At 73.5% G+C, this 21399-nt stretch carries 19 protein-coding genes; 5 read left to right on the top strand and 14 right to left on the bottom strand.

The window, feature by feature from the left end:
* Window positions 1-38: 38 nt before the first annotated feature.
* Both ACIO5D_RS25265 and ACIO5D_RS25260 read right to left on the bottom strand, forming a co-directional pair.
* Window positions 39-1022: a carbohydrate kinase family protein gene (locus ACIO5D_RS25265; protein WP_400650746.1), complete on the bottom strand. Its 984-nt coding sequence runs from the start codon at window positions 1020-1022 to the stop codon at window positions 39-41.
* A gap of 238 nt (window positions 1023-1260) precedes the next feature.
* Entirely contained in the window at window positions 1261-2733 is a 1473-nt protein-coding gene (locus ACIO5D_RS25260) for an MFS transporter (protein ID WP_400797976.1), read from the bottom strand.
* A gap of 222 nt (window positions 2734-2955) precedes the next feature.
* Between ACIO5D_RS25260 and ACIO5D_RS25255 the strand changes: the two genes are divergently transcribed.
* Window positions 2956-3312: a helix-turn-helix domain-containing protein gene (locus tag ACIO5D_RS25255; RefSeq protein WP_363608467.1), complete on the top strand. Its 357-nt coding sequence runs from the start codon at window positions 2956-2958 to the stop codon at window positions 3310-3312.
* Window positions 3313-3398: 86 nt separating this feature from the next.
* Window positions 3399-4481, top strand: coding sequence for an LLM class flavin-dependent oxidoreductase (locus ACIO5D_RS25250; protein WP_400650751.1), 1083 nt, complete (start codon window positions 3399-3401; stop codon window positions 4479-4481).
* A gap of 108 nt (window positions 4482-4589) precedes the next feature.
* Here the strand turns inward: ACIO5D_RS25250 and ACIO5D_RS25245 are convergent, their stop codons facing one another.
* The 7 genes from ACIO5D_RS25245 to ACIO5D_RS25215 form a co-directional block, all read right to left on the bottom strand.
* A complete protein-coding gene (locus ACIO5D_RS25245) occupies window positions 4590-5615 on the bottom strand; it encodes a methyltransferase (protein WP_400797973.1) in 1026 nt (341 codons plus the stop codon).
* 58 nt (window positions 5616-5673) lie between these two features.
* The gene (locus ACIO5D_RS25240; RefSeq protein ID WP_363608461.1) at window positions 5674-6669 is read right to left on the bottom strand and encodes a Gfo/Idh/MocA family oxidoreductase; all 996 of its coding nucleotides are present in this window, start codon (window positions 6667-6669) and stop codon (window positions 5674-5676) included.
* Window positions 6670-6763: 94 nt separating this feature from the next.
* Window positions 6764-7264, bottom strand: a complete 501-nt coding sequence (locus ACIO5D_RS25235; protein WP_363608459.1) for a flavin reductase family protein — start codon at window positions 7262-7264, stop codon at window positions 6764-6766.
* Between the two features lie 72 nt (window positions 7265-7336).
* Window positions 7337-8911, bottom strand: a complete 1575-nt coding sequence (locus ACIO5D_RS25230) for a trehalose-6-phosphate synthase (RefSeq protein WP_400797970.1) — start codon at window positions 8909-8911, stop codon at window positions 7337-7339.
* A 65-nt stretch (window positions 8912-8976) separates the two neighbouring features.
* Window positions 8977-10044, bottom strand: coding sequence for a zinc-binding dehydrogenase (locus ACIO5D_RS25225; protein ID WP_400797968.1), 1068 nt, complete (start codon window positions 10042-10044; stop codon window positions 8977-8979).
* A gap of 139 nt (window positions 10045-10183) precedes the next feature.
* Window positions 10184-11392 (bottom strand): acyl-CoA dehydrogenase family protein, encoded by a 1209-nt coding sequence (locus ACIO5D_RS25220; protein WP_363608453.1) that lies wholly within the window; start codon window positions 11390-11392, stop codon window positions 10184-10186.
* Between the two features lie 289 nt (window positions 11393-11681).
* A complete protein-coding gene (locus ACIO5D_RS25215) occupies window positions 11682-12902 on the bottom strand; it encodes a transposase (protein ID WP_363608451.1) in 1221 nt (406 codons plus the stop codon).
* A gap of 327 nt (window positions 12903-13229) precedes the next feature.
* On the opposite strand from ACIO5D_RS25215, the gene ACIO5D_RS25210 reads away from it, so the two are divergent.
* Window positions 13230-13811, top strand: coding sequence for a TetR/AcrR family transcriptional regulator (locus ACIO5D_RS25210; protein WP_363608449.1), 582 nt, complete (start codon window positions 13230-13232; stop codon window positions 13809-13811).
* A gap of 13 nt (window positions 13812-13824) precedes the next feature.
* Here ACIO5D_RS25210 and ACIO5D_RS25205 read toward each other — a convergent pair whose 3' ends face one another.
* Together ACIO5D_RS25205 and ACIO5D_RS25200 are read right to left on the bottom strand one after the other, a co-directional pair.
* Window positions 13825-14499 (bottom strand): HAD-IB family hydrolase, encoded by a 675-nt coding sequence (locus ACIO5D_RS25205; protein ID WP_363608447.1) that lies wholly within the window; start codon window positions 14497-14499, stop codon window positions 13825-13827.
* Window positions 14500-14916: 417 nt separating this feature from the next.
* Window positions 14917-15999 (bottom strand): ScbA/BarX family gamma-butyrolactone biosynthesis protein, encoded by a 1083-nt coding sequence (locus ACIO5D_RS25200; protein WP_400797964.1) that lies wholly within the window; start codon window positions 15997-15999, stop codon window positions 14917-14919.
* A gap of 236 nt (window positions 16000-16235) precedes the next feature.
* Between ACIO5D_RS25200 and ACIO5D_RS25195 the strand changes: the two genes are divergently transcribed.
* Window positions 16236-16922, top strand: a complete 687-nt coding sequence (locus ACIO5D_RS25195; RefSeq protein WP_400797961.1) for a ScbR family autoregulator-binding transcription factor — start codon at window positions 16236-16238, stop codon at window positions 16920-16922.
* A 60-nt stretch (window positions 16923-16982) separates the two neighbouring features.
* Here the strand turns inward: ACIO5D_RS25195 and galK are convergent, their stop codons facing one another.
* Window positions 16983-18113, bottom strand: coding sequence for a galactokinase (gene galK / locus ACIO5D_RS25190; protein ID WP_400797958.1), 1131 nt, complete (start codon window positions 18111-18113; stop codon window positions 16983-16985).
* 55 nt (window positions 18114-18168) lie between these two features.
* Window positions 18169-19320: a galactose-1-phosphate uridylyltransferase gene (galT, locus tag ACIO5D_RS25185; protein WP_363608439.1), complete on the bottom strand. Its 1152-nt coding sequence runs from the start codon at window positions 19318-19320 to the stop codon at window positions 18169-18171.
* Window positions 19321-19505: 185 nt separating this feature from the next.
* Here galT and ACIO5D_RS25180 point away from each other — a divergent pair, with 185 nt between their 5' ends.
* The gene (locus tag ACIO5D_RS25180) at window positions 19506-20312 is read left to right on the top strand and encodes a DeoR/GlpR family DNA-binding transcription regulator (RefSeq protein ID WP_363608437.1); all 807 of its coding nucleotides are present in this window, start codon (window positions 19506-19508) and stop codon (window positions 20310-20312) included.
* Between the two features lie 56 nt (window positions 20313-20368).
* On the opposite strand, the gene ACIO5D_RS25175 is transcribed toward ACIO5D_RS25180, so the two are convergent.
* The gene (locus ACIO5D_RS25175) at window positions 20369-21388 is read right to left on the bottom strand and encodes a LacI family DNA-binding transcriptional regulator (RefSeq protein ID WP_400797955.1); all 1020 of its coding nucleotides are present in this window, start codon (window positions 21386-21388) and stop codon (window positions 20369-20371) included.
* Window positions 21389-21399 lie beyond the last annotated feature (11 nt).

Genomic DNA, 21399 nt, shown 5'->3' with positions numbered 1-21399 from the left:
TCAGGGCGTCCGGGGCGTGCGGTGGGCGTGGCGGCACGTCACAGGACGTCCTCCAGGCGCCGGCGCAGCGCGTCGGCGGCCCGCGGCCCGTAGGCCCGTTCGGTGCGGGCGGCGAGGTCGGCGGCGGACAGCTTGTACTCCTGGCTGCCGGCCGACTCCAGGACGGTGGTGGCGAGCGCACAGCCCAGCTGGGCGGACGCCTCCCTGGACCACTGCCAGGACAGGCCGGTGAGGAAGCCACTGCGGAAGGCGTCGCCCGCGCCGGTCGGGTCGACGACGGCGGTGGTCTCCACGGCGGGGACGGTGAGGTCGGGCCGGCCGTCCTGGGAGAGGGTCACCCCGCCGGGGCCGAGGGTGGTGACCCAGGTGCCGACCTGCGCGAGGATCTCCGCGCGGGCCAGGCCGGTCCGGTGCTGGAGCAGGGCGGCCTCGTACTCGTTGGTGAAGAGCAGGGTCGCGCCGAGGACGAGCCGGCGGGCCTCCGGCCCGGTGAGGCGGGCCAGTTGCTGGGAGGGGTCGGCCGCGAAGGGGATGTCCAGCGCGCGGCACGCGTCGGTGTGGCGCAGCATCGCGGCGGGGTCGTCGGGCGCGACGAGGACCAGGTCGAGGCCGCCGGGGCGGGCCGCGAGCGGCGCGAGGTCGATCCGGCGGGCCTCGGACATGGCGCCGGGGTAGAAGGTGGCGATCTGGTTCTGGTCGGCGTCGGTGGTGCAGACGAAGCGGGCGGTGTGGAGCGTCTCGCTGACGTGGACGGCGCCGGTGTCGACGCCGTGGGCGTCCAGCCGGGCGCGGTAGTCGGCGAAGTCGGTGCCGGCGGCGCCGACCAGCAGCGGGGCCAGGCCGAGGCGGCCGAGCCCGAACGCGATGTTGGCCGCCGCCCCTCCGTGGTGGACCTTGAGGTCGTCGGCGAGGAAGGACAGTGAGACGTGGGCGAGTTGGTCCGGCAGCAGCTGGTCGGCGAACCGTCCGGCGAAGGTCATCAGGTGGTCGGTGGCGATGGAGCCGGTGACGGCTATCCGCATCTGGGGTCTCCTCGGGGCCGGGGCGGTCCTCGGCCGGTGCCGGGGGCGGACCGACCGAACAGTACGTACTCTTTCGTATCGTCGGACGGTCGGCAATCATCGGGGAACGGTCCGGGGAGACTTCGGGAGGTTCGCGCGGCACCCGGCGGGCGGGCACGCCAACCGGACGGCGGGCGGTGCCCGGCGCCGGGGAGGCCGGGTCCACCGCCCGCCGTCCGGAGATCGGCGGGCCCCGAGATCAGTGGGCGGCGAGCGCCTCCTCGGTCGGGGTGGTGGGCGCGGCGGGCGGCTGGGCCCGGCCGCCGCGCAGGGTGAGGGTGATCAGCAGGCCGAGGAGCATCCCGGCCGCGGTGAGCAGGACGACCAGGAACTCGCCGTCTGCGGTGGCGGAGAGCAGGTCGTGGCCGGTCTTGCCGCCGGTGCCGGCGTCGGCGATGGCGGTGAAGACGGCCAGGCCGATGGCGTTGCCGAGGTTGAGCGCGGTGGAGGCGGCGCCGTTGGCGACGCCCTGCTCGTGGTCGGGGGTGCCGGTCGCGGCGGCGATCCACATCGCGGTCCAGACGACACCCTGGCCGACGCCGGAGACGATCAGGCCCGGCAGCAGCGCCAGGTAGCCGGCGTCCGCGTCGAAGCCGAAGGCGAGGGCCGTGGTGCCGACGGCGCCGACCACGAAGCCGCCGATCAGCGTGGGCCGCAGGCCGTTGCGGGTGGTGAGGCGTTCACCGAGCTGGGTGCCGGTGGCGATCGCCAGGGACGGGACGAGGAAGGCGAGGCCGGTCTCCAGGGCGCTGTAGCCGTGGACGGTCTGCAGCAGCACGGTGAGGAAGTAGGGCAGCACGCCGAAGGTGGCCATGTAGATGAAGGTGATGGCCGCTCCCCCGGTCAGGTTGCGGTTGCGGAAGACGCGGAAGGGCAGCAGCGGGTCGGCGCTGCGGGTCTCGATCAGCGCGAAGAGCCCGAGCAGGGCCACCGCGAGGACGAACGCGCCGACCACCCAGCCGCTGAGCCAGCCGAGTTCGGGGCCCTGGACGAGGGCGAAGACGAGCAGCGTGGAGCCGCCGGTGACGCTCAGGGCGCCGGGCAGGTCGAAGCGGCGGCGTTCGGTGCGGGGCGCGTCGCGCGGGATGACGAACAGCGCGGCGAGGGCGACCAGGCCGGCCAGCGGGACGTTGACGTAGAAGACGGCCGGCCAGCCGAAGTTCTCGGTGAGGACGCCGCCGAGCAGTGCACCGAGGGTCAGACCGCTGGCGCCCGCGCCGCCCCAGACGGCGAGGGCGCGGTTCCGCTTGGGGCCCTCGTCGAACAGGGTGTTGATCAGGGAGAGCGTGGCCGGCAGCAGCAGCGCGCCGCCGATGCCCTGGATCGCCCGGGCCGTGATGATCACGCCGGGGTTGCCGGCCAGGCCACCGGCCAGCGAGGAGACCGCGTAGACGGTGAGGGCCAGCACGAACATCCGGCGGCGCCCGAGCAGGTCGGCGGCGCGCCCGCCGAAGAGCAGGAAGCCGCCGGCGAAGACGACGTAGGCGCTGACCACGAGCTGCTGGGTCTGGCCGGGGAACCCGAGGTCGGAACCGATCTCGGGCAGGGCGACGAACACGATGTTGAGATCCAGCGCGTAGATCAGCTGGGCCAGTGCCAGCAGCGCCAGGGTCCAGCCCAGGTGCCGGGCGCCCCCCTGGGCGGGGCCCGTGGGCGCGGACGAAGTGGACATGGGAGTGCACCCTTCTCGGATCCGGTCTCGGGCGGCCCGGGGCCGGGGGGAATCTCGGGCAGGAATGCCCGTCCTGAGTACGACTGTTTGTATCTTTGCGTACTCTAGGACTGTTCGGCAACCTCGTTCCGGCCCCCGGCCGGAGCGGGGGACGGAACGAGACGGGGAAAGGGCGTCCGGTGGGGGCTGAGCACTGTTGGACTGTCGCGGTACTGTGGCAGCATGAGTTTTCGCCACCCAGAACGCGACCAGATCCGGATCGAGAGTGTCCTGTCGGCCCTGGGCAGCCCGGTACGGCTGGCCGTCGTCCGGGTCCTCGACGCCGGCGGGGAGCACAACTGCGGCAGCGTCCTGAACGTCCTCGGCGTGACGGCCAAGTCGACGATGACGCACCACTGGCGCGTCCTGCGCGACAGCGGCGTCATCCGGCAGGAGCCGTCCGGGCGGGAGAACCTGCTCTCGCTGCGCCGCACCGACCTGGACGCCCGCTACCCCGGGCTGCTCGACGCCATCCTGGCCGGCGCCCTGGACGACGAAGCCGTCCAGGCGGCCCGCCACCGGCCCGACTCCGCCGGCTGAACCCACGCACCGGATCCCCGCACGGCCCCCGCGGCCGGGTGGCCGGCGCGTCACGACCTGCCACTGCCACCCCTGCGAGGACACCCATGCAGTTCGGGATCTACAGCGTCGGCGACTGCACGCCCGACCCGACCACCGGCCGCGCCGCCACCGAGCACGAGCGCATCAAGGCGATGGTGGCCATCGCCGCCAAGGCGGAGGAGGTGGGGCTCGACGTCTTCGCGACCGGCGAGCACCACAACCCGCCGCACGTGCCGACCTCTCCCACCACCCTGCTCGCCTACATCGCCGCGCGCACCGAGCGGATCATCCTCTCCACCGCCGTCACCCTGATCACCACCAACGACCCGGTGAAGATCGCCGAGGACTACGCGATGCTCCAGCACCTCGCGGACGGCCGCGTCGACCTGGTGCTCGGGCGCGGCAACACCGCGCCCGTCTACCCCTGGTTCGGCCGGGACATCCGCCTGGGCATCCCGCTCACGATCGAGAACTACGCGCTCCTGCACCGCCTGTGGCGCGAGGAGGTGGTGGACTGGGAGGGCCGCTTCCGCACCCCGCTGCAGTCCTTCACCGCCACCCCGCGCCCGCTGGACGGCGTCCCGCCGTTCGTCTGGCACGGCTCCATCCGCAGCCCCGAGATCGCCATCCAGGCCGGCTACTACGGCGACGGCTTCTTCGCCAGCAACATCCTCTGGCCCAAGGAGCACTTCCAGGAGCTGATCGCGCTCTACCGCGAGCACTACGCCCGCAACGGCCACGGCACGCCCGAACAGGCCGTGGTCGGCCTCGGCGGCCAGGCCTTCATGCGCAAGAACTCCCAGGACGCGGTACGGGAGTTCCGGCCGTACTTCGACAACGCCCCGGTGTACGGGCACGGCCCGTCGCTGGAGGAGTTCATGGACATCACCCCGCTGTCGGTCGGCAGCCCGCAGCAGGTGATCGAGAAGACCCTGCGCTTCCGCGAGTACTTCGGCGACTACCAGCGGCAGATGTTCAACATGGACCACGCCGGACTGCCGCTGAAGACCGTGCTGGAGCAGCTCGACCTGCTCGGCGAGGAGGTCGTCCCGGTGCTGCGCAAGGAGTTCGCGGACGGGCGGCCGGCGCAGGTGTCACCGCCGCCGGTCCACCCGGCCGTCGGCAGCGGCGCCGCGCTGCTGCGCTGAGCACAGCCGGACAGCACCGAAACGCCCGGCCGGGGAGAACCGGCCGGGCGTTTCGGGGTGCGGTGCCCGCGACCGGGTGCGAGCGGTCGCGGCGGCCACCGGGGTGGCTCAGGGCTTGCGGGCGACCCAGACGCCGTTGGCGCCCTGGCCCTCGAACGGGACGACGCCCTCGGGCTTGAGCCCGAACTCGGCCGCCCACTCCCCGTACTCGGCCGCCGTGTAGTTCCGGCCCCAGGTCTCGACCAGCATGTTCAGGCTCATCAGCGCCGCCGGCGCGGGCCCGCGCTTGTCGTCGTCGACGAAGGACTCGGTCACCAGCAGCACACCGCCGGAGGGCAGCGCCTCGGCGCAGGCCCGCAGGATCTTGCGCGCGTCCTCGATGCCCCAGTCGTGCAGGATGTTGGAGAGCAGGATCGCGTCGTAGCCGCCGGGCACCCCGCCGACCTCGAAGAAGTCGCCGCTGGCGAAGTCGATCCGGTCGGCCAGGCCGGCCGCCTCGACCCGGGGCCTGGTGAGCTCGCAGACGAACGGCAGGTCGAACACGGTGGTCTTCAGGTGCGGGTGACGACGGCACAGCTCGATGTCGTACGCCGCGCCGCCGCCGCCGACGTCCAGCAGCCGCTTGATCCCGCTGAAGTCGATCGACTCCGCGAGCCGGCCGGCCGTGTAGGCGGACAGCGAGTGCATCGCGTCCCAGAAGTGCTCCTTGACCACCGGGTCGTCCGGCTGGAACAGCGACTTCTGGTTCTCCACGTCCCAGGTGGTCGGGTGGTTGCCGCGCAGCGAGTCCAGCATCTTGATGTAGGCCGGGTACTCGTGCTTGTCGACCAGCGTCACCCAGCCGCCGAAGTACCGCGGCTTGCCCTTGACCAGGAACTCCTCGGAGACCGCCGAGTTGCGGTAGAACCCCTCGTCGTCGAGGACCAGCAGGTCGAGCGAGACCAGCGCCGTGAGCAGCAGCTCGGCCGGGCGCTCGTGGATCCCGTGCCGCCGCGCGAACGCGTCCAGGGTGACGCCCTTGCCGCCGGCCAGCTCGGTGAAGACCTCGAGCTCGGTCGCCAGCGCCAGCCCCTTGAACGCGTACACGCCCAGGGTCAGGTCCATCAACGGGGTTGGGGATAGGGGCGAAGACATTGATTCTCCTCCGGTTGTGTTCCCGGCGCCCAGAGCAGGCTCCGTACGACAATACGTATTATTTAGGATGGCAGGCCGGTTGTGGGGTGCTCGGGGCCGGATCGATGAGACTTTGGGAAGTCCGCCGTCCGATCGCGTCCATGACCCGGGCGCCGCGCAGGATCTCGGCGCAGGTCGGCGCCGCCCAGCGCCGTTCACCGCGCAGGCCGGCCAGGAACCCCTCCAGGGCCGCACCGGCCCGCGGCGGCGGATACTCCTCCACCCGCTCACCCGCGCCGGTGAGGGTCAGCCGGCCACCGTCCACCCGGGCCGTCCCGCGCTCCCCCTCCACCCGCACCGACACACCGCCGGGGCGGGAGGCCCACCCGGCGCGCACCGAGACCGGCACCCCGCCCCAGGAGAGCAGCGCCGCCCCGCCGACGTCCGCGGCCAGGCCCGGCCGGTGCCGGAGCACCGCCCCGAGCACCCGCAGGCCGGCCCCGGGCGCCAGCCAGCCGAGCAGGTCCACCAGATGGACGGCCAGGTCGGCGAAGGCGCCGGCCGGGCCGTGCGCCGCGTCCAGCATCCAGCCGGCCGGGCCGTCGAACAGGCCGTCCGGCAGCCCCGGATGGCTGAACCCGGCTTCCACCGAGGCCAGTTCGCCGAACGCCCGGGCGGCCAGCAGAGCCCGCAGCCGTCCGAACGCCGGGGCGCAGCGCAGGAACATCGCGGTGGTCGCCGGACGGCCGCCGGACGCCAGCACCGCGAGCAGTTCGGCGGTCTGCGCGGCCGAGCCGGCGAGCGGCTTCTCCACCAGCACCGGCAGCCCGGCGGCGGCCACCCGGCGCAGCAGGGGGCCGTGTTCGGCCGTGGTCGAGGCGACCAGTGCGGCATCGGCCCCGGCCAGCGCCTCGTCGGCGGTCGCCGGCCGTACACCGGCCAGCCGGGGCGGCCAGGGGCCCGATCCCCGGTGGACGGCGGCCAGTTCGGTGTGCCGGTCCGCGGCCACCACGTCGAGGTGGTCGGCGAGGTGGACGTGGGCGGTACCGAGGACGGCCAGCCGGACGCGCTTCACCGGCGTCGCCCGGCCGGGCGCGGCAGGCCGTTCAGGCCGACGAGGCAGAGCGGGCAGACCAGGCAGAGCGGGCAGACCGCGGCGACCGGGCCGGTCACCGGGCCCGGGCCAGCCGGGCGGCCGGTTCGGGCCGGGTGAACGCCCGGTCGCTGTAGACCAGGGGCGGGCCGCTGCCGGCGTGCGTCCGCTCCACCCGGCCGACCAGGATGCTGTGGTCGCCGCCGTCCAGGATCCGGTGGGTGGCGCAGGCGACCCGGGCCGACGCCGAGGCCAGCCCGGGGAGCCCCAGTTCGCAGGGCACCATGTCGCCGGCCGCGAAGCGGTCGATGCCCGAGGTGGCGAACCGCCGGGCCACCTCGGCCTGGTCGTGCGCCAGGACGTTGACCAGGAAGTGCTCGGCCGCCAGGAAGGCGGCGTGGGTACTGGCGGCCTTGTCCAGGCAGATCAGGACGAGCTGCGGGTCGAGGGAGAGCGAGGTGAAGGAGCTCGCGGTGAAACCCCAGTGGCGGCCGACCGCGTCCACCGTCGTGGCGACGGTGACGGGCGAGGGGACACGGGACATCGCCAGGGTGAAGTCGGCCTGGTTGACGGGCATCGGGGCCTCCGTTCTCGGTCGGTTCAGGAGCGGGCCCGCGCGCGGGCCGTCGGGCGGCGGATGCCGGCCCGGTCACGTGGTCGTGCGGCCGGGAGCGGACGTCGGGCCCCAGGTCATCGTGCTCGCGGGCGAGTCGGGGGACGGCGCGCGGACGGTCGGCGCGGTCGCCGGTGTCGTGGCGGCGGCCGGGCCGCCGGCCGGCCCGGCCGTCCCGTCGAGGGCGCTCAGGAAGGACTGCGCCCAGTGGCCGACGTCATGGCCGAGCACCTGTCGGCGCAACTGCGCCATCCGCCGGGCCCCCTCCTCCGCCGGGACGTCGAGGGCCAGGGCCAGCCCCGACTTCACCTCGTCCAGGTGGTGCGGGTTGACCTGGAACGCCGCCTCCAGCTCGGCTGCGGCACCGGCGAACTCGCTGAGCACCAGGGCGCCGCCGAGGTCGTACCGGCAGGCCACGTACTCCTTGCAGACCAGGTTCATGCCGTCCCGCAGCGGCGTGACCAGCATGACGTCGGCCGCGCAGTAGAAGGCGACGAGTTCCTCCGGCCCGACCGAGGTGTGCAGATAGTGCACGGCCGGGTAGCCGACCCGCCCGAACTCCCCGTTGATCCGCCCCACCGTGCGCTCGATGTCCTCCCGCATCCGGACGTAGTGGTCGACGCGTTCCCGGCTGGGGGTGGCGATCTGAACCATCGTCACCTCCTCCGGCTTGATCCGGCCCGCCGCCAGCATCTCGTGCACGGCCCGGAGCCGGACGTCGATGCCCTTGGTGTAGTCGAGCCGGTCCACGCCGAGCACGATCCGGCGCGGGTTGCCGAGTTCGGCGCGGATCTGCCGGGCCCGGCGCCGGACCCCGGGGCTCCGTGCCAGCCGGCCCAGGGCCGCCGCGTCCACCGAGACCGGGAAGGCACCCACCGTGACGCCGCGCCCGCCGACCCGCAGCCGCCCGGGCCCGTCCGCCGGGTCGCGGGTTTCGCGGTCCGGCCGCCGACCGGCCAGCCGCTCGGCCAGCCACTGGAAGTTCCTTGCACCGCCCAGGCGTTGGAATCCGATCAGGTCGGCGCCGAGCAGGCCCCGGACGATCTCGGTGCGCCAGGGGAGCTGCATGAACAGCTCCACCGGCGGGAACGGGATGTGCAGGAAGAACCCGATCCGGACGTCCGGCCGCAGCTCCCGCAGCATCGCGGGCACCAGCTGGAGCTGGTAGTCCTGGACCCAGACGGTGGCCCCGGGGGCGGCGACCTCGGCGGCGGCCTTCGCGAAGATCCGGTTGACCCGGACATAGGCGTCCCACCAGTGGCGGTGGTACTCCGGGGGCATCACCACGTCGTGGTAGAGCGGCCAGAGCGTCGCGTTGGAGAAGCCCTCGTAGAAGTCGCGGACGTCCTCGGCGGTCAGCTCGACGGGGTGCAGTCGCAGGCCGTCGTCCTGCGGGGGCGGCGCCGCGCTCGCACCGCTCGCGCCGGGCCAGCCCACCCAGGCCCCCTGGTGCGCGCGCAGGAACGGTTCGAGGGCGTTGACCAGCCCGCCCGGGCTGTGCCGCCACCGCTCGGTGCCGTCCGCGTCGCGCTCCAGACTCACCGGCAACCGGTTGGCCACCACCACGAGTCCGGCCCCGCCGGGCGGCGCCGCGCTCCTCTGCTCGTGCATCCGACGTACCTCTCTCGGGGAATCGCGGCGGTGGACGGGGCGGGGGTGGCTGCCTCGGAGAAGTCCTAGCGGAAGTCGACGATCGTCTTGAGATCGGTCGTGCTCCGGTAGTTCTCGAAGATGTCCACCAGACCGTCGTAGTCGCTGAACTTGTGCACGGTGGAGAGCAGGGCCTTGCCGTTCACCACGCCCGACAGCAGCATCTGCATGGCCGAGGCGATCACATTGGCGCTCTTGTGCATCGGGAAGCTGGTCACGTCGAAGGGCGCGGACCGGATGGTGATGCCCTTGGCGAGCATCAGCCAGGTGTCGAACTTCTGCATCTCCTGCGAGGCCCCGTACAGCACGTACTGGCCGCCGGCCCGGAGCTTGCGCATCGCCACCCGGCGCGGGTCCTTGGTCTCGTCGGAGACCTTGACCGTGGGCAGCGCGTCGAAGACGTAGTCGAAGGCGCCGTCCTCGACGGTCTCGATCAACTCGCCCGGCAGGTAGGAGCGCTGGGAGAACTGCTGCTCGGCGAAATCGTTGCGGGCCGGGTTGGCGTCCACCGAGACGACCGAGTTGGGGGCCAGCAGCCGGCGGATGATGCTCCCCGCGATCACACCGATCGGGCCGGTGCCCAGGATCAGGACCCGGTCACCGACCTGCGGCGGGTTGGAGAGCACCGAGCGCAGCGCGCCCGTGACCGGCTCGATGAACGACGCCTCCAGGTCGCTCAGTTCCTGCGGGATCTTCACCGCCGCGGCCCGGTGGTCGTCGTGGAAGTTGCGGTCGGCGGCGAAGACGTCCTCCTTCACCTGCCCGGAGAAGATCGGCCGCACGGTGCGGTACTCGGCGAACCCGCCGAAGTCGGTCTGGCCCCAGTAGACGACGCGGTCGCCGACGGCGATGTCGGCGCCGTGCTGGTCGAATTCGGGGCCGATGTCGATGACCTCGCCCAGGTACTCGTGACCGAGGATCACCGGGTACTCGGAGGGGAAGAGATGGCCCTCGAAGAAGGAGATGTCGGTGGAGCAGATCGACACGCAGCGGGTCTTCATGAGCAGCCCGTCGGCGGGCGTCTTCGGGATGGGCAGTTCGGCCAGTACCGGTTTGCGCGGGGCCAGAAGCTGTACGGCCTTCATCGTCTCCATGCCTGTTTCCTCATCTCAGTTGTCCGAAGGCGGAGGGTGGGAGCGGTGACACGGGCGGTGCGGTGGCGCGGCGGAACGGCGAAGCGGCGGTGCGGTGACACGAACAGGACGGTGACACGGGCAGGACGGTGGCGCGGTGCTACCGCCGCATCTGGAGACCGCCGCCGAGCAGGTACTGGCCGGCCATCTCGAAGTGGGTCGGCGAGAGCGTGATGTGCTTGACGGCCGAGTGGACGTCGCGGAAGCAGCGTTCGAGCCGGCTGGTCTCGTAGACCGAGGTGGCCCCGGCGAGGTCGTACGCGGCGTCCACGGCCGCCACCGCCTGCTCGGCGACGGTGGCGGCGGTGAGCCGGGCCACGGCGCTCAGCGGGTCGCCGCCGGTCGGGCCGAACTCCTGGACCCGGCGGGCGGTGTCGAGCAGCAGGACCCGCGCCGCGTACACCTGGAACTCCGCCCGGGCCAGCTTCTCCTGGACGACGTGGCTCTGCGCGAGGGTGCTGCTGCCGGCCGTCCTGGTCTTGCCCGCGGCGAGCTCCTTGAAGGAGTCGACGGCGTTCTGCGCGATCCCCAGGGCCGTCGAGGCCGAGGTGAACGGGCCGAAGTCGTAGTAGCTGATGTCGTAGGCCCGGGACGCCCTCGGCGCCGGCGGGCGGTACATCTCCGCGCCCGCGACGGTGTACTCCACCGGCACGCGCACGTTCTCCACCCGGTAGTGGTTGCTGCCGGTCGCGCGCAGGCCGACCGTGTGCCAGGTGTCGCGGATCTCGACGTCCGAGGCGCGGACGAAGAGCTGGCGCAGCTCCGGGCCGGCCTCGGTGCGGCGCACCTCCCCGCCCTCGGTCACCCAGGCCGCGCAGACCAGCCAGTCGGCGTGGGCGGACCCGCTGGCGAACGCCCATTCGCCGTTGAGGGTGAAGCCGCCGTCGGTGGCCTCGGCGAATCCGGACGGGTTGACGCCGCCGACCACCAAACCGGTGTGCTCCTCGAACAGGCGGCGCGCGGTGGGCTCGGGGAGGTAGTCCGAGAGCCGGCCGATGGCACCCTGGACGCCCATCTGCCAGGCGACGGACGGGTCCAGCTGCGCCAGGGCCTGGATCACCGCCGAACCCGTCTCGATGCTCACCTGCCCGCCGCCGAGCTGCCGTGACACCCACATCCGCGGGATCCCGGCGTCGCGCAGCGCCTCGAAGACCGGGCGCGGGGTGACCCGCTCCCGGTCGCCGCGCTCGCGGTTCTCCTCGACCAGCGGGGCGATCTTCTCCACCCGCGCCAGCCATTCCCGGGTCTCGTCCGAATAACCGGCCCGGAGCAGTCGCCCCTCGGCCGGAGCTGAATTCGCGACAGTCATCCTCGATCCTTCGCTTGATTTCGGCGATTACCGGTATGCGACCCGGCATAACGCAGGCACAATGCAGGCACAGCGGACCGGCAGCGCCAAGGCGTACCGGTGTCACCGAACGGAACAGGGAATTGCGGCGGGGCGGCCCGCGATTTCCGCGGCCTTTCCGGAAAACGGCTCCGGGGATTCCCGCGCCGGTTCCATTCTCGGGCGCGCGGCCGCCTCCGGACAAGCGCGACCTCCGGAAGTCGCAGGGCTCCGCGGGCCCCGGCCGGCGCCCGCGGAGCCCGGCCGGCGGTCAGGCGGAGCGGCGCTCCGGCCCGGCCGCCCGGTGCGCGGGCACCCGGGCGGTGAGCGGGGCCCGCGCGCCGGCGGGGCCGGTGTGCAGCCGGCTGTAGGCGGCGGCCGCCGAGGCCATCGTCATGTGGTGGTGCCAGCCCGGGTAGGAGCGGCCCTCGAAGTCCAGGACCCCGAAGTTCTCCGCCAGGTCGGCCATGGCGCGCTCGGCCGCCGGGACGGCCCGGGCGAGCGCCAGCACGTCCTCCACCCGGCGTTCGGTCAGGCTGGTGATCCAGTACCGGGCGGGGTGCTGCCCGCTCGGGGCGGGCCTGACCAGCACCCGGTAGGTGCGCCGGGGCGCGGCGCCGGAGGCCTCCGTCCGGGGCAGCCGGACCAGCCCCGAGTGGACGGTGAACGGTTCGGGCCGGCCGGACGGCAACTGACGGACCACCAGATGCGGCTGGCGGGTCTGGCTGCGCGCCATCAGCGCCCCGATCCCCACCGGCGGGGACGGTGTGCGGGCGGGGGGCCGCACCGGCTGCCCGGGGCCCACCTCGCAGACGAAGTCCATGCCCAGCTGGGCGAGTCCGGCGGCCACCGGTGCGATGTCGGGCTCGTGCCGCAGGTCCAGCACCCAGGGCACGGAGGCCAGCCGGGGGTGGGCGGCGACCGCGGTCGCGAAGTCCAGGACGTGGGTCCAGGAGGGCCGGGCCGCGACCCCGTCCGGGATCCGGGCCCGCCGGCGGCGCCGCTCGTCCTCGCACCAGGCCTCGCAGAGCAGCAGCCGCCAGTCCACCGAGACGCAGTGGGTGTCCGTGACCAGGAAGGAGCCGCTCGCCTGCTGGCAGTTGACGGTTCGTCCGGATGCCGCGTCGAAGCGCCGGTGGACCCCCACCGAGTGGTCGCCGCGTTTGGGGATGGTCAGTTCCGCCACGCTCCAGGCGCGCGGCACCGCGCTCTCGGCCACCGTCCGGGCCAGTGCCTGGCGCACCGGCCCCCAGTCCCACGGGCTGGCGTTGATGAACTGCTGCAGCCCGTGGACGGCGGCCGAGGTCGGCGCGACCGTCCGCGCCAGCTGCTGCAGCGTCTTCTTGCCGGGGACGCTGAGCAGCCCGCCCAGGTACGCCCGGGCCCAGCGACGCTGATCGGCACGGTGCAGCGAGTCGAAGACCTCCTCCATGAACGTCTGTAGGAGGGGTCTTCCGGCCGGCGCCACGTCCTGAATGTCGTCTGACCGCATGTGACGTTCACTCCCCCTTGTATGGTGCACCGATGATGCGTCTGCGCGATCGACCGCAGACAAAAATACCTTCTCGAACGTCAGTTTTGACGGAGCGGTCGACGACTTTGCAACCTCCCGCCCCGACCTGCGCACACGCCCGCGCACACGGCGCCCGCGACCGCGCACGGCCGCCGCACACCGCTCCGGCGACCGGCCGAAGATGGCTCAATCGTCCACCGCCCGCCGCACCGCCCTTGTTGCCGGACCCGCCCGCGGTAAAAGATTCACAGAAGACGGTTCCGGCGTTTCGCCGGCCACGTTCGCCGACAACGGCTGAGAGGCATCGTGATCAAGCAGGAACGGGCGTGGAGGACGCATGAGCTGCTCCTCGACGCCTCTGCCGACGAGTTCGTCCGGCACGGGTACGCCGGAGCGAACCTGCAACGCATAGCGGTCCGGACGGGAATGACCAAAGGCGCGCTGTACGCGCACTTCTCCTCGAAGGAGAAACTCGCCGCGGCGCTCACCGCCCCCTTCGACCATGCCTGGCGCGGCGTCCTCGACCAGGTCGAGGAATCCGACCGGCACCCGCTCGGGGTGCTGCGTCAGATCACCTTCGGCCTCGTCGGTCTGCTCCACACCTGTCTGCGCTTCCGGGCCGGGCTCCACCTGGTCGTCGAGGAGGCCCAGTCCCGCAGCCAGACCCCTGACGTGATCACGGACCTGTCCCTGGTGATGACCCGTCTGGTCCGGGATGCCCAGCGGCTCGGCGAACTGGAGGACGGTCACGAACCCTCGGCGCTCAGCGGGTTCGTGATCGCCTCCGTCTTCGGCACCTACTACACCGCCACCTCCGCGTGCCGGCTGGACACCTTCCCCGCACAGGTCCAGGAGATCTGGCGGCTCGTCCTGCCGCCCGCGGCCTGACCGGCCGCGGGCGTCAGTCCGGCAGGACCCGCGCACCGGGCAGCGCGGCCAGCAGGGCCGGGTCCGCGCCCACCACCACCGGGTGGCCGACCTCGGCCAGCATCGGCAGGTCGGAGACGTGGTCGCCGTAGCCGTAGCACTCCTGCGGCCCGAGGTGCGGGTAGGCGCCGATGAGGTGGCGCACGGCGGCCCCCTTGCCCGCGCCGATGACCGGGTCACCGACCACCCCGCCGGTGTAACGGCCTTCGCGGACCTCGGGATTGGTGCACACCAGGTGCCGTGCGCCGATGTCCGCGGCGACGGGCTCCAGGAGGGCCGGGAACCCGCCCGACACCAGCACCAGGAGGCCGCCCTCGGCCTGGTGCCGCCGCAGTTCGGCGCGGGTCCGCGCCCGGTAGAAGCCCTTCTCGGCGCTGGCCGCGACGAACCAGCGCCGCGCCGACTCGGCGACCGAGGCTTCGTGCTGACCCTCCCACGCCCGGTAGTAGGCCAGGTTTCCGCGCTCCCGCGGGGCGCCGGCCGCCGCCAGGGCCGTCAGGCAGCGGCGCGTCTGGTCGACGTGCCGCGCACCGGCGGCACCGTAGCGGCGGGTGAAGTAGTAGTCCAGGAAGTCGAACAGGCTCTTGCGGGTGAGCAGCGTCTCGTCGACGTCGCTGAACACCAGCCGGGTGGGCTCTGGGACGGCCATGCGGTTCCTCCGGTACGGAGCGGGGGGCGCGGGCGGGAGAGTGGACGCGGAACGAGGGACGCGCGGTTCGACGGGGCGACGGCCGGCGCCGCGGGAGGAGAACGACGATGGAAGGTTTGGTGAAGGACGATTCACCGGGCCCGCACGGCCGGTGGTGCGGCCGTGCGGGCCGGGCCACGCCACCGCCCGACCGCCGGTCCCGGCCGGACCGGCGCGCACTGATGGACACACTTCCGCTACCTGCAAGGAATTATGACGAGCAGTCAGTTGTCACTCCGGCCACCGGCCGCCGAACCGGACCGGCGGCCGGCCCCCACCCGGGAACGCCCCGAAGTGCGGCCGGCACCCCGGCTCACGGTAAAGGGATCTTCAAGGAAAGGATGATCCCGTTGCTCCCATTCCTTCCCGACGGTATTTCTAAGGGTGCCTGTCGGCGGTCACGAAAAAGGGAGGTCGGAGTCCATGGTTCGCCATCGCATCACCCGGACCGGCCCCGCCCCAGTCCGTCTCCGATGTCATGAGCACCGTGTTTCCCTGGAGCACGTCGATCGCCAGCCGCCCCCGGCCGGACGCCCTCGTCACCCCGCCCCGCACCGCGAGGAGAAGGGGCTCGTCCAGCTCCGCGAAGGCCAGGCAGCGTGTCGTCAGGGCGAGGAGGACCTGCGGGCCAAGGGCCCGCGGGCCGACGACGGGCGGTCCCGCCGTGGGGTCGTGGACCAGCAGGTGCCCCAACTGCCGGACGCCCTCCAGCAGGGCCATCAGCGGCACATGGTCGGTGGGGTGGTCGAAGAGGATGGCGTGGTCGAGGTCGACCAGCATCCGCCACTCGCGCGGCGACGGGCCCGGGACGAGCACACTGTCCTTGCCCCGCAGCCTGCCCACCCGCCACGGCCGGACCCTCCGGCGCGCCGCCTCCGGCGCGACGGTCCCCCCGGCAACCGGCCCGGCCGGGCCGGGACCGGCCTCGGAGCGGCGCCCGCGCAGCACCCGGTAGGTCCGCTCGTCGAGGGCGACGACCCGCAGACCGCCACGGCCGCACTCGCGGCCCGCGATGCTGAGCACCACCTCCAGCCGCATCCCGAACCGTCGCGGCGGCCGGTTGTCCACCCAGTGCCACCGCGCCAGGAGTTCGGCCCGCAGCGGCTCCGTGCCGACCCGCAGCGCCCCGGGGTCGGTGATCTCGAAGTCCATGTCGCTGCCCACGAACCGGTGGGTCAGCGGCACTCCGTAGTGCCAGTGCGCGAGACAGACCAGCGCCTGACGGATGGTCTCCGCGAAGAGCAGCGGATCACTCACCCCCTGCGGGTCCGGGTGGTAGAGCGCGTGGTCCCTCGGCCACTGCGCGCCGACCAGGAAGCGGTCGCCGCCGAGCGCGACCGCGTCCGTCACGAACACCTCGGCGACGGCCGCACGGTGGACGAGGTGCCGGGGTATCGTCCGGTCGAACGTCAGTCGGGCTCCTGGCGGGGTGGGGCCGGCCAGGACCGGGGCGGCCGTCACGGTCCCGGCCGCCGGGTCACCCGCCGCGTCACCGTTCTCCGGACCGCACGTCGCACATGGTATTGCCGCATGTTCTCCCCCCAGAGGTCGTGGGCGAGCCCTTACGGGCCCGGCCCGCCAGCGCTCTCAAATCTACCTTTACGAAGGTTTGTTTCAAGGGCCGGCCGTTCACTGTTACGTCGTGTGGCACCAGCGTCCGCCGCACCCCCGTCCACCGCGTCCGAGAGAGGCCGATCATGAGAGCGCCGCAGGGACAACGCCTCCCCGGGCCCACCACCACCCCGCCGCAGACGGCCCGGGGCAAGGAACTCAAACAGGAACGGGCCGTCCGCACCCAGGAGCGGATCCTGCACGCCGCCGCCCAGGCCTTCGCCGAGAACGGCTTCCCCGCCGTCACCATCCTCGACGTCGCCCAGCTGTCCGGGATGACGAAGGGCGCGGTGTACTTCCACTACGCCAACAAGGAAGCCCTCGCCCTCAGCATCGCCGACGAGTTCTACCGCCGCATCGCGGCCATCGCGGGCCGGGTGGAGCAGCTCGGCCGGCCGCCGATCGCCTCCGTCGCCGAACTGCTGCTGCGCACGGCGGCGGCCCTGCGCGACGACACCGTGATGCAGGCCGGCGCCCGGCTGCAGATCGAGCGGGCGGCGATCGAGGCCGAACTCCCGCTGCCCTACCAGGGTTACACCGCGCTGATCTGCTCCTGGCTGGAGCACGGGGCCGAGCGCGGCGAGCTCGCCCGCTCGACCACGCCCGCCGTCCTCGCCAAGGTGCTGGTCTCCGCCTTCTTCGGCGCCCAGCACATCTCCTGGGTGCTCGGCAACCGGGCCGACCTCACCGAGCGGACCATGGAGATCATCAGGACCGTCATCCCGTGCGCCGAGAGCGCGCTCCCCGAACCGCTCTCCGTCCTGGAGTCGTGACGCCCGGTCAGCGGGGCGGGGACGGAACACGCGGACCGGCCGCCCCCCTGCCGGGGTCCGTCAGGACACCCGACGGGCCCCGGCGGACGCGATCGCGTGGACGAGGCCCGGCTCGGGGTACCCGGCCCGCCGGAAGGCCGCCGCCACCGCGGCCGCCGTCTCGTCGGCGGCGCCCACGGCCACCAGGGCGATCACCGAGCCGCCGAAGCCGCCGCCGGTCATCCGGGCGCCGAGCGCCCCGGCGGACAGGGCGGCCTCGACCGCCAGGTCCGTCTCCGGGCAGGAGACCCGGTAGTCGTCGCGCAGCGAGGCGTGCCCGGCGGTGAGGACCGGCCCGAGCCCGGCCGGGTCACCGGCGTCGAGCAGGGCGACGGCCCGGCGCACCCGCTCGTTCTCGGTCACCACGTGCCGTACCAGCGGCCGCAGTTCGGCGGGCAGCCGGCCGAGCGCGGGATCGAGGCCGGACGGCGGAACGTCGCGCAGGGCGGGCAGGTCGAGCAGCGCCGCGGCCCGCTCGCAGCCGGCGCGCAGCGCCGCGTACGCACCGTCGGCGAGGTCGTGCCTGGTCCGGGTGTCGATGACCAGCAGCCGCAGGCCCGCGCTCGCCAGGTCGAACGGCACGTGCCGGATGGACAGGTCGCGGGCGTCCAGGTGGAGCGCGGTTCCCGCGCGGCCGCACATCGACGCCATCTGGTCCATCACGCCGCAGGGCACGCCGACGAACCGGTTCTCGGCCTGCTGTGCGACGACCGCGAGGTCCTGGGCGGCGAGGCCGAGGCCGTACAGGTCGTTGTAGGCGGAGGCGACCGCGCACTCCAGCGCGGCGGAGGAGGAGAGGCCCGCGCCGGTCGGCACGTCGCTGTCGAGGAGCAGGTCGGCGCCGCCGACCGGGTGGCCGGCCTGCCGCAGGGCCCAGACCACGGCGGCGGGATAGCCCGCCCAGCCCGCCACCGTGCCGGGGGCGAGGTCGGCGACGGCCAGCTCGGCGACCCGGCCGTCGCCCTGGGCGCTGTAGAGCCGCAGCCGACCGTCGTCGCGTCGGCGGGCCCGGGCGCGGACGGTCTGCGGCAGGGCGATCGGCAGGACGAACCCGAGGTTGTAGTCGGTGTGTTCACCGATCAGGTTCACCCGGCCCGGTGCCGCCCACTCCCCGGTCGGGGCGTGGCCGAAGAGCTCGTGGAAGGTGGTCATGGTGTCTGCTCTCCCGGGTGGAGGGACGGGGTGGTGGCGCTGCTCGCGGGCCCGGTCACGAGGCGACCTCCCGCAGCCGCCGGGCGGCCGCCTCCGGGGCGATGTCGTTGACGAAGGCGTCCATGCCGGACTCGACCCCGGCCAGGTACTTGAGCTTGTCGGCGGCCCGCCGGATGGTGAACAGCTCCAGGTGCAGGGCGAGTTCGGCGCCGCCCTCGCGCGGCGCCTGGTGCCAGGCGGAGATGTAGGGCGTGCGCACGGGGGCCTCCGGGGTGCCGAAGAGCCGGTCGAAGCGGCGCAGCAGTTCGAGGTAGAGCCCGGGGAACTCGGCGCGTTCGTCCTCGGTGAGGCGGGTGAGGTCCGGGACGCGGCGGTGGGGGTAGAGGTGGACCTCGTAGGGCCAGCGGGCGGCGAACGGGACGAAGGCCGTCCAGTGCGTTCCGGTGAGCACCAGCCGTTCGGGGGTGGCGCGTTCGGCGGCGAGCAGGTCCTCGAAGAGGTTGCGGCCGGTGGCGGCGCGGTGGCGGCCGGCCTGTCCGGCCATCCGGGCGGTGCGGGGGGTGGTGAAGGGCAGCGCGTAGATCTGGCCGTGCGGGTGGGCGAGGGTGACGCCGATCTCGGTGCCGCGGTTCTCGAAGCAGTACACCTGCGCGACGCCGGGCCGGGCGGAGAGTTCGGCGGTGCGGTCGGTCCAGGCGTCCAGCACCAGCCGCGCGCCGGCCTCGTCGAGGTCGGCGAAGGAGGCTCCGTGGTCGGCGGTGAAGCAGACCACCTCGCACCGGCCGGAGCCGGGCCGGGCGGTGTGCAGCCCGCCCTCGGCGGGATCGGTGGCATCGGCGGACGGCGCGCCGGGCGCTCCGGCGAGCGAGGGGAAGCGGTTCTCGAAGACGGCGACCTGGTAGTCCCCGGCGGGGATCTCGCTGAGCCGCCCGTCCCGGGACGGGCAGAGCGGGCATTCGTCGGCCGGCGGCCGGTAGGTGCGGACCTGGCGGTGCGCGGCGATGGTGACCCAGTCGCCGGTGGCCGGGTCGAGGCGCACCTCGGGGCGGTCGGCCGCGGGTTCCAGCGGGCGCCGGTCGGTGGCCGGGCGGGGGGCGGCCCCGGTGTGGAAGTAGACGAGTTCCCGGCCGTCCGCCAGCCTGGTCACCGTCCTCTCCGTCCCCGCCGCCGACGGCGGCGCCGTCGGCTCGGTCACGGTCCTGGCCATGTCTTCCTCCCGAAGGCGTTCCGGCGGCCGGCCGGTGGGCCCGGCCAGGCAACATCATAATCAAACAACATCCAACAAAACGCAACAGAATTGGTGGGCGCGCCCCGCCACGACCTGCCATCATGGCGTTGACCACCTTCATCGATCACTCTTCACCGATCACCGCGCCGCCAGGAGGCCGCCCGATGCGCGACAGTGCCCAACCGCTCGCCGGACAGCGGCGCGTCCAGATCCTCGACCTGGTCCGCGCGCAGGGCGGCGTCCGGGTCACCGAACTCGTCCGGGACCTCGGCGTCTCCGACATGACCGTCCGCCGGGATCTGGACGCGCTCGCCCGCCGGGGTCTGATCCACAAGGTCCACGGCGGCGCCGTGAAGGTGGACGCCCCGCTCAGCGGCGAGCCGGGGTTCGAGACGAAGGCGTCCTGGCAGCTGCCCGCCAAGGAGGCGATCGCGCGGGCCGCCGCCGGGCTGGTGCCGCCCGGCTCTGCGGTCGGCCTGGCGGCCGGCACCACCACCCACGCGGTGGCCCGCCACCTGCGCGCGGTCGAGGGCCTGACCGTCGTCACCAACTCGCTGCGGATCGCCGACGTGCTCGAACAGCCCGCGGAGGACGGCACCCCGCCCTCCGCCACGGTCATCCGCACCGGCGGCGTCCGCACCCCGTCGGACGGCCTGGTCGGCCCGGTGGCGGACCAGGCCATCCGGTCCCTGCACGTCAATGTGCTCATCCTCGGCTGCCACGGCCTCTCGCCGGCCACGGGACTGACCACGCCGAACCTCGCCGAGGCGGAGACCAACCGCACCTTCCTCCAGTCGGCCCGCCGGGTCGTGGTCGCCGCCGACCACACCAAGTGGAACGCCGTCGGCCTCGCCTCGTTCGCCACGCTGGACCAGATCGACGTCCTGGTCACCGACGACGCCCTGCCCGACGAGGACCGCGAGGCCGCCGCCCGCCTCGTCGGCGAGCTGATCGTCGTCCCCGCGTCCTGACCTCGCCCGGCCCACCGGCCGCAGGGCCGGGCGGCACCGCCGGCTCGGCCGGCCGGTCACCGGGAGCTGTCGCGCACGACGAGCTCGGTCGGCAGCAACAGCCCGGCCTCCGGCTGCGGTTCGCCGCGGAGCTGGGCCAGCAGCAGCCGGACCAGCGCCGAGGCGATGGCCCGCAGCGGCAGCCGGACGGACGTCAGCGCGGGATGCAGGTGCCGGCAGATCGGGGTGTCGTAGAACCCGACCACCGCGACATCACGGCCGACGACCAGGCCTTCGGCCCGGATCGCCTCGTAGACGTCCAGCGCCAGCAGGTCGCTGCCGGCCGCGACCGCCGTCGGCCGGTCCGGCCCCCGCAGCAGCGCCCTGATCTCCCCGACGGCCGCCGGCGCCACCGGCTCGGAGACCTCCAGCCCCTGCCGGACCGCCTCCGCCCGGAAGCCCTCCCGCCGCGCCGCCATCCAGGGCAGGCCCGCCGGGGGCCCGGCGAAGCCGATCCGCCGGTGGCCGCGCTCCGCCAGGTGCCGGACGACCTCCGCCATCGCCGCCCCGTTTTCGATGTCGACCCAGTGCCGCGGACCGCCCTCGCCGATCCGGCCGAAGGCCGCGAACGGGATCCCCGCCGCGGCGACGTGGCCGACCCGCGGGTCGTCGTGGAGCACGTCCGCCAGGACGAGCCCGTCCACCTGCCGGGCGGCGACCACCTCGTCGATCGTCGGCCGCGGGTCCGCCGTACCGGGCGGCGGCCGGAAGAGCAGCACCCGGTACCCCTCGGCCCCGGCCGCGTCGACCAGGGCCTCCAGAAAACCCGCCATCAGCGGATTGGGGTCGAACGGGTCGTCCGTCGGCGCGAGGTAGCCGAGGGTGCGCCGGGCGCCGGTGCGCAGCGACCGGGCCGACTGGTCCGGCCGGTAGCCGAGCCGCTCGATCGCCGCGGTCACCCGCTCCAGGGTGTCCGGGCGGACCCGGTGCGGCGCGTTGAGGGCGTTGGAGACGGTCTGCCGGGACACGCCGACCGCGCGGGCGACGTCCTCGATGGTGGTGGCGCCGCCCCGCGGCCGACGTGGTCCCTGGCTCATCTGCTCTCCGC

Source organism: Kitasatospora sp. NPDC087315 (genome assembly GCF_044744345.1).
Taxonomy (GTDB): domain Bacteria; phylum Actinomycetota; class Actinomycetes; order Streptomycetales; family Streptomycetaceae; genus Kitasatospora.
Note: the sequence above shows the minus strand (reverse complement) of the source record. Positions and strands in the feature narration are given on the sequence as shown.